Below are 13,328 nucleotides of genomic sequence, written 5' to 3'. Positions count from 1 at the left end.
AATCACCTCTTAAAATTAACTGTTGCCTATTTTCTAATTTTATCACTTATGTGATTTCTTATCAATACAAATAAGTATTATGTCTAAATCAGTAAATTTAACGATTTCACTATTATATCTTTTTTAAAAAATATTGTTTTCCAAATATATATAAATAGACTAAAAATTGCAAGATTTAAATCTTGCAATTTTTAGTCTATTTTAATTAACATTATTAAATCTCTGGCTCAATTAAGCCATAATCGCCGTCTTTCCTTTTATAAACAACATTTACTTCATCTGTTTCCGAATTCCTAAACATAAAGAAATTGTGTCTCAGAAGCTCCATTTGAAGTACAGCCTCTTCCTCATCCATAGGCTTCATAGGAAATTTTTTAGTCTTCACTATTTTAGGTTTGTTCTCCTCATGGTTTAATGGTTGAATATTTTCAAATCTAATAGTAGCACCATTCTGATATCTCTTTTGGAGTTTAGTTTTATATTTTCTGATTTGCCCATCTAAAATATCTACGGCCCTATCAATCGATACGTACATATCATCGCCTGATTCTTCGGCTCTAAGAATATTTCCGGGAAGATTTATTGTTACCTCAATTATTTTCCTATTTTTTTCTACGCTATAAGTAACAAAAACTTCCACATCTTTTTGAAAATACTTATCTAATCTTCCTATTTTTTTCAAGGTAGTATCCCTTAAAGATTCGGTTACATCGATATTCTTGCCTTTAATATTTATCTTCATAAACTCCAACTCCCTTCCACACAAGATAAATTCTCTTATGTTTAATGTATTTATTTTATTATACCCACAAAAAATCTAATATTAACAACTAATATATTTTTTTTAATAAAATATTATGCATCATCTCTGTATAAATATTTATTACTCTTTTTTTTAAAAAATGTGGATAAAATAATAAAATTTCTGTGGATAATGTGCATAATTCTGTGGAAAACTGTTTATACTATAAAATTTATGTGGATAAGTTTCTTAATAAAAGGTGGACAATTATATCAATATATTTTTTATACAATTTATTATATAATCTGTAATTATTTTATAATAATACTTATGCTTTTAATTGCGCAATCAGATGTATCATGATACTACATATTGAATGTAAAAATGTTTCTGCTAAAACATTAATATATTAAGGTAAATCAGGGCTTTTCTTGAAACTCATTTACGGAAAGTTCTTTTTACCAATATTTATAAGTAAGAATTTTCCTATTCGTTATAAAAAAAATATTTATATAGGATTTCAAAATCCTATATAAATATTTTTCTATCTCTTTTCGTCAATTAGTATACTTCCTTTAACCTTTTTGTTATATCCCTTATATGCTCTGTATCCATCTTTAACCTTCTTTAAATTTTCTTTAACATCTTCCAGCTTATCCTTTATTTCTAAATTATTTTCTTTATCTATTATGGAAATAGCCATAAGGGTAGAAGTAATTTTAGTTATAACATCCTTCAAATTTTTCAATTCAGGCTTATCTCGTACATCTATCTTATCTATACTTTCAACTTTGTTTTCCAATTTGTATCTGGAAAACTTAAGAATAAAGATTTTATCCAGTTTGTCAATTTCATCTATTATTTTGTCTTTCTTGTCAATTATCTCATTTAAATTGCCTTGTTTTTCTTGAGATATTACAGTTCTTTGTTTCTTTGTAAGAAGAAGCATCTCATCTAATAAGCCTAATTTTTTTTCACTTATTTCAATAAGTTCTGAAACTAAATCTTCCTTCATATCTTCACCTGCTTATTTCCATACCTCATCTTTTTTATTTCCCTTGTAAGTTCTTTCCAAGTGTCCCTAATTTCATTTAAAAGCTCTAAAGACTCGTCTAACGGAGCAATATCCTTTTTTAGATTCGCTGCAATAAGTCGGTTCAAAATAAACTTATATATCTCATCTAAATTTTTCGATATTTCGTATTTCATATCCAAAGAAGAATCCAATTCCACAATTATATCTTGAGCTCTTAATATTGCAGAATTTGCTTTTTCTATTTCTCCATTTTCAATATGAATTTTCCCAAGGTTGACAAATTTAATCGCTCCGTCAAAAAGCATCAAAGTTAATTCTTCCGGAGCTGCCGTTAAGATGGAATTTTGTTTATATTGATTGAGCACACTTAATGACATTCTTCCCCATCCTTTCTATTGTTGGCTAAATTGTTGTGTAAGCCAACTGCTTTGACTGCTCATACTTGCAATGGCCTTCTCCATAGCCGTAAATTTCGTATAATAGCTTTCCTCCTTATCCGACAAGTATTGATTTAAGTCATAAATCTTTTGATCCAAGTCCAATACATCTTCATCAATAGTGCTTATACTTCCATACTTCGTTACAAAATCTATAAGCATATTTGATTTTACCTTTCTGTAAAGGTCCGCTTCATCTCCTGTACCTGATTTAAGGACAATATCTCCCATTCCTTGAATCAAGCTGTCATAAACTCTTGTAACTATACCGCTTTGTTTTCTCTTAGCCTCAATCTGTTCTTTCGTCATTTGGCTTTCCTGCATATAGGCATTTGTCCCCTTCAATGCTTCCGAAGAATAATCGGGCTCCTTAAACAATACCTCCAATACTCCGTTGGTATCTTTTCTTAAGGCATCTTTCAGCTTTGTTTCATCAATAGTAAGCTTGCCTCCTACGCTGCCCTGAGAATAACTTTCTGTGGTTATTCCTATATCAGCTATGAAATCAAAACTTCCCGATACCCCTTCTATTGTATTATATAACCAGCCTCTCATATTGCTCATTGTGCTCTCAAGGGTTCCATCGCTGCGCAATAATCCGCTTTTAGCCTTGTCTTCCCACAGTTTTATATCATCCTCTTTCATATCACTCTTCTGATCATCAGTAAGAGGTTGATAATCCCTGTATTTTTTTTCAGTAAGAAGGTTACTTGTCTTTTCTACTAATTCATTATAACTGTCCACAAATTTTTGAATCTTTTCATATACGCTGTCCACATCTGTATCAACGGTTACAGTAAATGAACCTTCATCAATTAAATTAAAATCTATACCATTTATGGTAAATTGGTTGGATGACAATAAAATATTCTCTGCACCGTTAAAACTTATCTCTGCATCTTTACCCTCTCTTTTAATTCCATTACTAAGATAAAATGTTTGATTATCTTCATCTTTTCCGGCTACTTTAAGAAGATTTTCGCTTCCTACGAAAAGATTTTTGCCTGTCCCATCTACAACTGTGATTTTTCCATCTTCTCCAACTTCTACTGTTGCCTCTTCTACCTTTAAAAAATTTTTGCTTCCCGTATCGGAAGTTTGAAAGAAAAACCTGTCTATAGTGGAATCATAATTTGCTTTCACTCCCAAAGATTTCTGATCTTTTCCATCTTCACTATAAACCTTGGCATCACTTACGGCCTTTGCCAAATCACTTAAATTGGCCTCGTTTATATTTATGGACACAATATTATTATCTTTATCAACTTTTACCTTTTCTCCCGAATTAACAAATTTAAAAGTCACCGACCCATTACTTGTCGTAACTGTTACTCTTTTCTCTTCATTCTCTCCTATATTCACTCCAAGCTGTTTTAAATTCGTCACATCTCTCTTAATGCCATTTTCATCCTTTGAAATTTCTCCCGTACTTACTAAGCTTACTCCTTCGGCAAGATTTTTCACATTTACATTATAAATCCCATTCACTGATTTTGCCGTAGCAGAAACTTTGGCAATATTTTCATTTGAAGAAATTGCTTTCTTCACCCATGTTAAATTATCATAGGAATTTGAAACATAAGAACCCGTTGATGTAGTACTTACAAGACCCAAGTCTTTTTTAGTATTTAATATAAAATTGGCATAATCTTTATTTAAACTATTATATATTTCCTGCTTCCATACCAATAACTGTTTTTCTTGTTGTACTTCATCAAGTTTTACCCTCTCTGCTTTCATCAGATCGTTAATTATGGTTTCAGTATCTATTCCTGATGCCAAACCTGTTATTCTTGAACTACTGTTCATACAATCACCACCTTAAATTTTTTCATCTACTATAATTCCGGCAATTTCCCATATAGCAGCTACCAAGTCTAATATCTTTTCAGGAGGTATTTCCCGTATTACTTCATTTGTATTTACATCTATTACTTTAACCATTATTTCTTTGGTTTTTTCATGAATCGAAAATTCAAACTTTCTATCATAAGCAATAAATTTTTTATTTGCAGATTCTACAGCGTCAATTATTTCTCCCTCGGGCTTTTCCTCAATCTCCGTTTTTTCTCTCTCTATAACGGTATTATTTTTCCCCAATTCAATATTACGATTTCCCTCCCTTTGATTATTAACAAAAACAAAATCATTATTTACGGAATAAGTTGATAAACTGCTTATTTCCATGCATATCCCCCCTTAGATATTCTACGTAATATATCGGCTTTTAAAAAATTATTCTTTAGTTCTATATTTACTTTTCTTATACCACATAATCACCGCGAAGACATAGATAAGTTTTATTCCCACTCCCCATACTGCTCCCATAGGGTTATATTTTATATTTACCGCTTTTACTAAGAAATAAGATGTAGTAAAAAGCCCCGGCCCCATTCCGAAAATGGTTCCCAAAATGTAATCCTTAAATTTAACAGATGTAACCCCGGATATGCAATTAACTACGCTGTAGGGTATAAAGGGCATACTCCTTAAAAAAAATATATATCCTATTCCAAATTTATTTATTTTTTTTGAAATTTCATCTAAATTTACCTTTCTGGGCTTTCTGTCATAAACCTTATGTACAATTTTCATCACATCATCTCGAAATATTTTAGAAATATAAAAAACTCCTATTGATCCAATTATACAAGCTAAAAAAACATATATAAATCCCTTCAGGCCAAAGAAAAAGCTGCCGAGAACGCTGAACCATGTCACAGGCACAAAGAATGTTATAAATAAAGTAGTCAGTAAAATAAAAAACAGAGTAAAATTCCGATTTTTATCAGCGTTTGAAAAAAAATCAGTTATACTTTCTTTATTATAAATATCTAAATTTTTTACTAAATAAATCATAACAATAAGAAAGCCAAGTATAATTAAAACTTTAAGCATCTTTCTGTTTTTCTTCAAATTAAGCACCTCTACATTATTTAAATATAAATTACATTTATAGTTTTACCCGATTGAATTAAAAAAAATCATTCTCTATTGCCGTATCAATAAACTATTTCCTTCAAATTTTAAAAAATTTTCCAAAACCATCTGCATCAGGTAAAGAACATTCCTTTTCTCTCTAAAATAAAATTATCTCCTATCATAGCTTTATTTTTCTGCAATGGGAGATAATTTCATTTTAAACTCATTCCTTAATTTTAAAATTTACTGTCGTCTATTCCATCTAACCATTCCTTTATAGGTTTTACCACTTCTTTTATGCATCCATCCTCAAAAGGATTTCTGATATTTCCAATCTTTACAAGCTCCAGGAAGGATTTGCTTCCCCCGGCTTTGCATAGCTTCAGATAATCATTCCATGCTTTGTTCCTATCTTCTCTATATTTTATCCAGAACTGAAATGCACAAACTTGAGCTAAAGTATAATCGATATAATAAAATGGAACCTCAAATATATGGCTTTGTTTGAACCAAAATCCTCCCCTGTTTAGAAAATCATTATCTTCATAATCTCTGAAGGGAAGATATTTCTTTTCAATCTCTCTCCATTTGGATTTTCTTTCTCTGGGAGTAGCCTCCGGATTTTCATAGACAAAATGTTGAAATTCATCTACAGTCACTCCGTAAGGAATGAAATTTACCGCACCGCTTAAATGGCTGAATTTATATTTATCCTCTTCATCTTCAAAGAAGAGGTTCATCCAAGGCCATGTCAGAAATTCCATACTCATTGAATGTATCTCCGCTGCTTCAGACGTCGGAAATACATATTCCGGCACATCCATGTCCTTACTTTCATAGCACTGAAAGGCATGACCTCCTTCATGAGTTAAAACATCCACATCTCCGCTTGTTCCGTTAAAATTGGAAAAGATAAACGGAGATTTATATTTGTTAATATAGGTACAATATCCTCCGCTCATTTTCCCTTTTTTGCTTACTAAATCCATAAGTTCTCTATCTATCATAAAGTTAAAAAATTCTTTTGTTTCTTCTGAAAGTTCCCCGAACATCTTTTTGCCGTTTTTTAATATCCAGTCGGGGTCTCCCTTTGGAGTAGCATTCCCCGTTACAAATTCCAAAGGTTCATCATAATATTTTAATGACGGAAGTCCCAATCTCTTCCTCTGTCTCTCTTTTAATTCTGCAACGATGGGAACTAAATACTTCTTTACTTGTTCTCTGTAATTTGCAACCATTTCCGCATTATAATCTGTTCTCGACATCCTGGCATATCCTAATTCCACAAAATTCTTGTATCCCAATTTTTTAGCCATCTTATCTCTAAGTTTAACTAATTCATCATATATCTGATCAAATTTTTCTTCATTTTCCTTAAAGAAATTAGAATGGGCTTCATAAGCTCTTTTTCTTACTTCTCTATCTTTTGATTCCATAAAAGGCTGCAGTTGAGACAGGTTTCTTTCTTCTCCTTCAAACACTATCTTTGCTGAAGAAATAAGTTTTTCATATTCTGTAATAAGTTTATTCTCCTTTACCATATCTTCTATGATTTCAGGAGAAAAAGTTTTAAGCTGAATTTCCGCCAGCTCAAATAAATGAGTTCCCCATTTTCTCTCTAATTCTTTCCTGAATTTTGAATTAACCAATGCTCTGTAATAATTAATTACCACATCTTGATATTCGGGAACCTTTTCATCAAAAAAGCTTTTTTCATCCGCATAGAATTTATCCGTTGTATCTATGGAGTTCCTTATGCTAACAAGAGTTGACATTGTTTCCACTTCTGACCTTAAAGAGTTGATTTCTTGGATAATACTATTTTGTTCTTCAACTTCAACGGATTTGTTAAACTTTTCAATTAAAGAAGAAAAATCCTTCTTTATTTTTTCCATGTCCGGCCTTATGTACTTATAATCTTTAAATTTCATTTTTTGCTCCCCCTTACTATTATATTAAATAATAACAAATTTTATAAAAAAACTCCAGTTAAAAAATATTAATATATATTTCTATGAGAAACTATCCATTTAGTGTATAATATATTATACTACTTATATATTTAAATTGTCGGAGGAAATTATGGATAAATTAGAATATGGAAAAATAATGGCTATACAAGAAAGTGCTACAAAGAAACTTTTAAATTATATAGGAAACTTTTTAAAAAAAGAAAAATTTCTTACCAATATTGATTTTGATTATCCTGAAATTGATGAAGAAAGAACTATGATAGCCTTCAATATATGGTTAAGCCTTGATTATAAAACCAAAGACGGTAAGAATTTTATAGAACACCTTTTGGAAGAAAAATCCGATACTCTGACAAACCTTGAAAAGGAAGTACTCATAGAAAGAAATAAATGCCACATAAGTATATATAAAATTAACAGCATAAAGGGAGATCTAATATATATAGAAGATGTTATTCTTAAAGAAAAATGCGTATTAGACGAACCTGAACTGTCAAAATTGGTGAATCCGTCAGATTTAGTATTTGGAAGAGTAGCAACAGTATTATCCTATAAAAAATTTATAGGTGACATAAGTTTTCTTCCAAAGTTTGTAGAAGATGATATAGTTGAAGATATATATAATGATTATTATAAAATGAAAATACATGATAAAAAACTTTCAATGGAAAAATATTTAAAAAAATACAGCAGTAATGTATACAAAATATATACTGATTATATATACAATATCATAGACCAAGATGACGAAGACGATATTCTTTCGGAGGAATTAGACGATTTTGAAGAATACCTATATGACCATTTCTCTGAGAAATATACTGAAAGGCATATTAATAATCTCGTCGATATATACGATTATTATCTCTCGGGTAAAAATATGACAATATCGGATTTAAAAGACGTTGATATGAATTTATTCATTAAAGATGCAATTAAGGATGGCTTTATAAGAACAAAGACCGAATTAAATTCATATATATCAACACTAAAAAAATATTTTGGATTTCTAAAAGGTATGGACCCTAATTTTAATAATTCTTATGAAAACATATTAAAAATTCAAAATAAAAAAAATGATTATATGAAGGATGAAAACACACTGACTTTTCCTTTACAATGGAATAATGAAATTCAATTGGTATTAAAAGATAATATAAGTGAAAAAAGTACGATTTTCATAAAAGATTATGAGATATTTTTAGATTATATAAAAAATAACGATGTAAAATTAACCTCCGTAAGAAAACATATAAACAGAGATAATCTATTTAAGTTAAACCTTCTATTTAAAAACAAACGTTCAATGAATCCTCTGTTCAATCAAACAGATTATCCTCTCATAAACTTATATTACTACTTTTCTTTGTGCTATAATTTTGCCAAAATAGAAAAAAACAGGATATATCCAACCAAAGATGTAAAGAGGTTTCATAGCTTAAAGCAAGAAGAAAAACTCGCATTATTTATAGAATATCTATGGAATATATTCCCTTGGGATCGTGAATATGAAACTAAAAATTTTGTATTAGAAACAATTTCTAAATACAAAGCGGGAATTACTTACGATTTCGACAAATTTCTTAAAGATGTTTTATATGATTTTCCTTTTATAAGAAATACAATAATGGCCTGTTTTGATTATATGGGATTAGTAAAAATAAATAGGGGAATCCACACCATCGTCATTCTTCCTCAGGGAAAACAAATATTTTCTTTATTGGAATATGAAAGTAAAAAATTAAATAATGTTAAGAATATAGGAAAATTAATATATATAAAAAAATATGAAGAAAAAAATAAATAAGGAGCTTTAATTTCTGCAACGCTGTAGTCTCCATCTCTACAAGTCAATGTAATTCTTTGCTGCAGTAATAAAGCTCTTAATGTTAACCTTTACTGTACTGTTTCCTTTTTCAGCCTCCAAAGTGCTAATCCAAAGCTACCACAGCACATTATAATGAATAATATAGTCACGGGGAGAATATCTTTTGACAAAATTATTTCGTCAAATAACAGGCTACGCATGGCATTAATAATATGAGTAAAAGGGTTAAGGTTCACTGCTACTGCCAATCTCCCCGATAAACTTTCGACAGGAAATAAGGCTGTACTCAAAAAAAATATAGGTAATACAATGGCATTCATAGCCGTTTCATAAACAGCTTCATTTGGTAAGGAAAGACTAATAGCATAAGTCAATCCAGCCATAAAGAATGCTGTCATAAATACAAACAAAGCCATTAAAATCAACCCTATAAATCCCGAAGATATTTTAACCGAGAAGATCATGCTGATAATGCACATAATGGCAACTTCAAAAAAAGTACACAAAACTGCTTCTAATATCTGACCGAGTATAATGGAGCTTCTTTGAATCGGAGCAATTAATATTCGGTAAAAGCTGCCATCCCTTTTCATGATATAATTCATAATGCCGCTACTGCTGCAAGCTCCAAAACTTACCAATACAATAAGCCCAGGAAGAATAAATGCCGTATAGTTTTCAATTCCTATATCCTTCATGGACTGTCCGGCAACAGCACTATATAAAACCAACCAAAGCATAGGCTGTAAAATGGTAATCATAATTGTAAAAGCATTGTGGAATCGCCACTTTATATTGCGCCAAAGAATAATAAAAACGTTCATTAACATACCTCCCTTCCATTTTCACCTGTCAGTCTGATAAAAACATCTTCTAAGGTAGGCTGTATAATTTCTATACCCAAGAAAGGAATATCATGATCTAACAACCAACGATTTACCTCTTCCAAATCAGCATGACCATTTTTTAAATTGGTAATAATCCTATCATGATGTAAATCCGTCTCTTTCAAGGCAATAACAGCTTTTAACGGTTCAAAACATTTTCTTGCTGTTTCTTCTGATGTAAAGTTAATCTTTAGCATATCCTGTCTCAGATATTCACGGAGAACATAGGGTGTCCCTTGAATAACTTCTTTACCGTTTTTCATAATACAGATGGTATCACTCAATTGGTCAATTTCTTCTAAATGGTGGGTTGTTAAAAAAATAGTCGTTCCAAACTCATTTTTGATCTTCTTCATCATATTCCACATCACCATGCGGGATTGAATATCCATGCCAATGGTGGGTTCGTCTAAAAACAATATTTTAGGATTTGACATCATATTAAGCGCAATATCAAGCCGCCTTTTTACCCCACCTGAATAGGAGGAAACAGGATATTTCAAATATTGTTTTAATTCAAAACTATCAATTAACATTTCCATGCGTTTTTGTGCTTCAACTTTTGGTACTTTGTAGAGCTTACTTTGAAACATCATATTTTCCGTAACTGACAGATACATATCAATAGATGTATTCTGTGCAACGCAAGAGATATGAGGACGTATTGCAGCGGCTTCATGATAAATATCTTTGCCCAGCATAATTACACTACCAGATGTTGGGTACAGATAAGTAGTCAATACCTTAATAAGGGTTGATTTTCCTGCTCCATTTTGTCCTAAGAGAGAAAATATCTCTCCCTCATTTACAGTTAAAGAAAGACCATCCAAGGCCTGCACACCATTCTTATATTTTTTTACTAATTTTTCAACGCAGATAGAAACCATCTTATCTCTCCTTAAAGTTCAACTTTCTTTTTTTATTGCAATCCATACTTCTGAATAACCCTCCTGCGGTCTCTCTTTGCTGATTGGATAAACCTCAATATCCGGTAGCTCAGCATAAGTATATCCGGAAAATGGGAGCCATTCTGTTAGAAACCGTTTAAAAACGTTCTGTACAGACTCTTTGAAATGTCCATTACACTCAAATATTACCCATGTAGCAGCAGGAATTTCATACTCAAACATCTTCTCAGGAACAGGTTTATCTGTTGCAACTGCAATATAATAATAAATTTCATTGGAACTTTGATAAGCAGTAATCCCTAATACTCCATGAGGAAATTGATTTGACAGCTCACAGATTTCCGGAAATTTACCGTCTTGTAATACCCTATTCCAAAATGGAGGAACAAGTTTTTTATTTTCTTCCATATCCCCTGTTAAAGGAATACGAGTACCTACAATCCGCATAACTTCTTTCTCTTCAATCCGATATGGCAGAGCACTACCTCCTGTAACTTGTATTGAAAATTTAATGGGGGGATACGCATTAAGTACTCTCCCTTGGGACTTTGCAGCAGCCGGTGAAATTCCATGAACGTTCTGAAACGCCCGATTAAATGATGTGGGAGAAGTATAACCATATTTTAATGCAACATCTAATACTCTTGTATCTGTGGACTGTAATTCAAAGGCAGCTTGTGTCATTCTCCGACGGCGAATATATTCAGACAATGAAATACCGGCCACGTAGGAAAACATCCGCTGAAAATAATAGGTCGAACAACACGCAATTTTAGCAGCTTCTTCATAGGAAATCTCTCCATCTAAGTTACTTTCGATATAATCAATAGCATTGCTTAATTTTTTCAACCACTCCATTTCCTCATCTCCTTGTAAAAATTATACTATATAAAATAAATTCGTTCCTCTCTTTTGATGCTCGGTTTTGTAAACTTCACTTATATCATTTACCAATTTTTAAAGGAACTCTTATTTAAAAATTCATACATTCTTTGATATCTATAAAATTGTAAATTATAACGTTCGTTAGAAACAAATTATAAGAAAAGCTTTTATTAAAATATTATAAGGTAGATTTTCTTGAAACTCATTTACGGAAAGCTCTTTTAATCAATATTTCTTAAGTGAAAACTTTTCTATTCACTATAAAAAATAATATTCTTTAAAAAAATTTTAAAAATGGTATTGACAATTTTGTTTTTCAACACTATAATAATATTGTAATCAATACAAATTTGAAATCAGTTCAATATTAAAAGATTCCACGAATAATTTTCCCAAGAAGGGAGATTGTCCAAATGAAACAAAATACGGAACAAATAAAAAAATATTTAAAAGAGCATAATATTAAACCTTCTACAATTAGAATTAAGGTTTTTGACTTTTTATTAAACAACAGAATTCATCCGACTATTGACGAAATTTATAATAATCTTATTAATGAAATACCTACTTTATCAAAAACAAGCATATATAACACAATGGAATTGTTTTTAAAAAACAATATAGTAAAACTTATAAAAATTGACGAAAAGGAAACAAGATATGATATAGATACTTCTCTTCACGGCCATTTCAAATGCGAAAGTTGTGGAAAAATATATGATTTTAAAATTGAAGGGAAGGATTTAAATGAAAAGGGAATTGAAGGATTTAAAATAAATAGCAAAAATATTTATTACTATGGATTATGCAATAAATGCATTGAAGAAAAAAATAACAATAATTAGCCTATTCACTAAAATTTATATAAATAAAATTTAAGGGGGAATTTTAAATGCATGATATGACAGCTAAAAATTTAAGATCAGCCTTTGGCGGAGAAAGCCAGGCTCACATGAGATATTTAATTTGGGGTGAAAAAGCCGAAAAAGACGGATTCCCAAATGTAGCAAGGCTGTTCAGAGCAGTAGCTTCGGCAGAACAAATCCATGCCACTGCACATTTCAAAGCTTTAAAAAATGTAAAGGGTGACTTTGATGTAACTTCAGGAGCAGGCTTCGGATTTGGAACTACATCGGAAAATCTTGAAGCAGCAAAGAATGGAGAATTATTTGAAGTAAACGAAATGTATCCTGCTTACATTAATGTAGCAGAAATGCAGGAAGAAAAAGAAGCCATTAACTCTATGAAGTTTGCTATAGCAGCAGAAAAAGTTCATGCAAAATTATTCGAAGAGGCTAAAAAGGCAGTAGACTCTGGAAAAGATATTGAAGCAGATAAAATATATGTTTGTCCGTTCTGTGGTTTTGTGGAAATAGGCGGACCTGTTGACAAATGTCCAATCTGTGGTGCACCAAATAGCAAATTTAAAATATTTTAATGCCATCTAATATATATTAGGACTGTTATACTAATTATGATATGTTCCTCCTTTTGTTAAACAGTTTCATCTGTCTGCCACATTAAGGAGAGCATATTATTAATTAGTATACAGTCCTTTTTATTACATAAAAAATAAAAACCAATGGTTAGTTCGTTTCTAATACAACAACCCAAAAACATTATATATCTGGTTTAATAATTATAACAATTCAATAAGACGTTTTTCTCCTTAATATTCTATATTTTTTCACTTTTCTACTTATTTTAGCA

13 protein-coding genes are annotated in these 13,328 nt (G+C 30.8%); 3 read left to right on the top strand and 10 right to left on the bottom strand.

Translation table 11 applies throughout. The features are described 5' to 3' along the window. Nucleotides 1-214 precede the first annotated feature (214 nt). From hpf to PP176A_RS06390, 7 genes are all read right to left on the bottom strand, one after another. On the bottom strand, nt 215-742 hold the full coding sequence (gene hpf, locus PP176A_RS06420; RefSeq protein ID WP_071139641.1) for a ribosome hibernation-promoting factor, HPF/YfiA family: 528 nt from the start codon (nt 740-742) through the stop codon (nt 215-217). A 544-nt stretch (nt 743-1,286) separates the two neighbouring features. Further along, nucleotides 1,287-1,757 carry a flagellar export chaperone FlgN gene (gene flgN, locus PP176A_RS06415; protein WP_071139640.1) on the bottom strand — a complete coding sequence of 157 codons (471 nt, stop codon included), beginning with the start codon at nt 1,755-1,757 and terminating at the stop codon, nt 1,287-1,289. Next, nucleotides 1,754-2,155 (bottom strand): flagellar export chaperone FliS, encoded by a 402-nt coding sequence (gene fliS / locus PP176A_RS06410; protein WP_071139639.1) that lies wholly within the window; start codon nt 2,153-2,155, stop codon nt 1,754-1,756. Before fliS ends, flgN begins: the two co-directional genes overlap by 4 nt. Nucleotides 2,156-2,170: 15 nt before the next feature. Next, entirely contained in the window at nt 2,171-4,024 is a 1,854-nt protein-coding gene (fliD, locus tag PP176A_RS06405) for a flagellar filament capping protein FliD (RefSeq protein ID WP_071139638.1), read from the bottom strand. Between the two features lie 12 nt (nt 4,025-4,036). Beyond that, nucleotides 4,037-4,402 (bottom strand): flagellar protein FlaG, encoded by a 366-nt coding sequence (locus PP176A_RS06400; RefSeq protein WP_071139637.1) that lies wholly within the window; start codon nt 4,400-4,402, stop codon nt 4,037-4,039. Between the two features lie 48 nt (nt 4,403-4,450). Next, nucleotides 4,451-5,131 (bottom strand): TVP38/TMEM64 family protein, encoded by a 681-nt coding sequence (locus PP176A_RS06395; protein WP_071139636.1) that lies wholly within the window; start codon nt 5,129-5,131, stop codon nt 4,451-4,453. 242 nt (nt 5,132-5,373) lie between these two features. Continuing rightward, a complete protein-coding gene (locus PP176A_RS06390; RefSeq protein WP_071139635.1) occupies nt 5,374-7,068 on the bottom strand; it encodes a M3 family oligoendopeptidase in 1,695 nt (564 codons plus the stop codon). Between the two features lie 151 nt (nt 7,069-7,219). Here PP176A_RS06390 and PP176A_RS06385 point away from each other — a divergent pair, with 151 nt between their 5' ends. Further along, a complete protein-coding gene (locus PP176A_RS06385; RefSeq protein ID WP_071139634.1) occupies nt 7,220-8,917 on the top strand; it encodes a hypothetical protein in 1,698 nt (565 codons plus the stop codon). A gap of 89 nt (nt 8,918-9,006) precedes the next feature. On the opposite strand, the gene PP176A_RS06380 is transcribed toward PP176A_RS06385, so the two are convergent. Genes PP176A_RS06380 through PP176A_RS06370 form a run of 3 tightly spaced genes read right to left on the bottom strand, consistent with a single transcriptional unit; the run spans nt 9,007 to nt 11,591 of the window. After that, nucleotides 9,007-9,762: an ABC transporter permease gene (locus tag PP176A_RS06380; RefSeq protein WP_071139633.1), complete on the bottom strand. Its 756-nt coding sequence runs from the start codon at nt 9,760-9,762 to the stop codon at nt 9,007-9,009. Continuing rightward, nucleotides 9,762-10,712 carry an ABC transporter ATP-binding protein gene (locus PP176A_RS06375; protein ID WP_071139632.1) on the bottom strand — a complete coding sequence of 317 codons (951 nt, stop codon included), beginning with the start codon at nt 10,710-10,712 and terminating at the stop codon, nt 9,762-9,764. Before PP176A_RS06375 ends, PP176A_RS06380 begins: the two co-directional genes overlap by 1 nt. A gap of 18 nt (nt 10,713-10,730) precedes the next feature. Beyond that, nucleotides 10,731-11,591, bottom strand: a complete 861-nt coding sequence (locus PP176A_RS06370) for an AraC family transcriptional regulator (protein ID WP_071139631.1) — start codon at nt 11,589-11,591, stop codon at nt 10,731-10,733. Nucleotides 11,592-12,031: 440 nt separating this feature from the next. Between PP176A_RS06370 and PP176A_RS06365 the strand changes: the two genes are divergently transcribed. Beyond that, complete coding sequence (locus PP176A_RS06365; protein WP_071139630.1) at nt 12,032-12,463, top strand: Fur family transcriptional regulator; 432 nt, start codon at nt 12,032-12,034, stop codon at nt 12,461-12,463. A gap of 47 nt (nt 12,464-12,510) precedes the next feature. Continuing rightward, nucleotides 12,511-13,056: a rubrerythrin family protein gene (locus PP176A_RS06360; protein ID WP_071139629.1), complete on the top strand. Its 546-nt coding sequence runs from the start codon at nt 12,511-12,513 to the stop codon at nt 13,054-13,056. Nucleotides 13,057-13,328 lie beyond the last annotated feature (272 nt).

Source organism: Sporanaerobacter sp. PP17-6a, from assembly GCF_900095615.1.
In the GTDB taxonomy this organism is placed as follows: Bacteria; Bacillota; Clostridia; order Tissierellales; family Acidilutibacteraceae; genus Acidilutibacter; species Acidilutibacter cellobiosedens.
Note: the sequence above shows the minus strand (reverse complement) of the source record. Positions and strands in the feature narration are given on the sequence as shown.

Excerpts from the sequence above, each read along its gene's own strand:
- fliD (WP_071139638.1), bottom strand. The coding sequence starts at position 4,024 with ATGAACAGTAGTTCAAGAATAACAGGTTTGGCATCAGGAATAGATACT.
- PP176A_RS06370 (WP_071139631.1), bottom strand. The coding sequence starts at position 11,591 with ATGGAGTGGTTGAAAAAATTAAGCAATGCTATTGATTATATCGAAAGT.
- PP176A_RS06360 (WP_071139629.1), top strand. The coding sequence starts at position 12,511 with ATGCATGATATGACAGCTAAAAATTTAAGATCAGCCTTTGGCGGAGAA.
- PP176A_RS06400 (WP_071139637.1), bottom strand. The coding sequence starts at position 4,402 with ATGGAAATAAGCAGTTTATCAACTTATTCCGTAAATAATGATTTTGTT.
- flgN (WP_071139640.1), bottom strand. The coding sequence starts at position 1,757 with ATGAAGGAAGATTTAGTTTCAGAACTTATTGAAATAAGTGAAAAAAAA.
- PP176A_RS06375 (WP_071139632.1), bottom strand. The coding sequence starts at position 10,712 with ATGGTTTCTATCTGCGTTGAAAAATTAGTAAAAAAATATAAGAATGGT.
- PP176A_RS06365 (WP_071139630.1), top strand. The coding sequence starts at position 12,032 with ATGAAACAAAATACGGAACAAATAAAAAAATATTTAAAAGAGCATAAT.
- PP176A_RS06390 (WP_071139635.1), bottom strand. The coding sequence starts at position 7,068 with ATGAAATTTAAAGATTATAAGTACATAAGGCCGGACATGGAAAAAATA.
- hpf (WP_071139641.1), bottom strand. The coding sequence starts at position 742 with ATGAAGATAAATATTAAAGGCAAGAATATCGATGTAACCGAATCTTTA.
- PP176A_RS06385 (WP_071139634.1), top strand. The coding sequence starts at position 7,220 with ATGGATAAATTAGAATATGGAAAAATAATGGCTATACAAGAAAGTGCT.
- fliS (WP_071139639.1), bottom strand. The coding sequence starts at position 2,155 with ATGTCATTAAGTGTGCTCAATCAATATAAACAAAATTCCATCTTAACG.
- PP176A_RS06380 (WP_071139633.1), bottom strand. The coding sequence starts at position 9,762 with ATGAACGTTTTTATTATTCTTTGGCGCAATATAAAGTGGCGATTCCAC.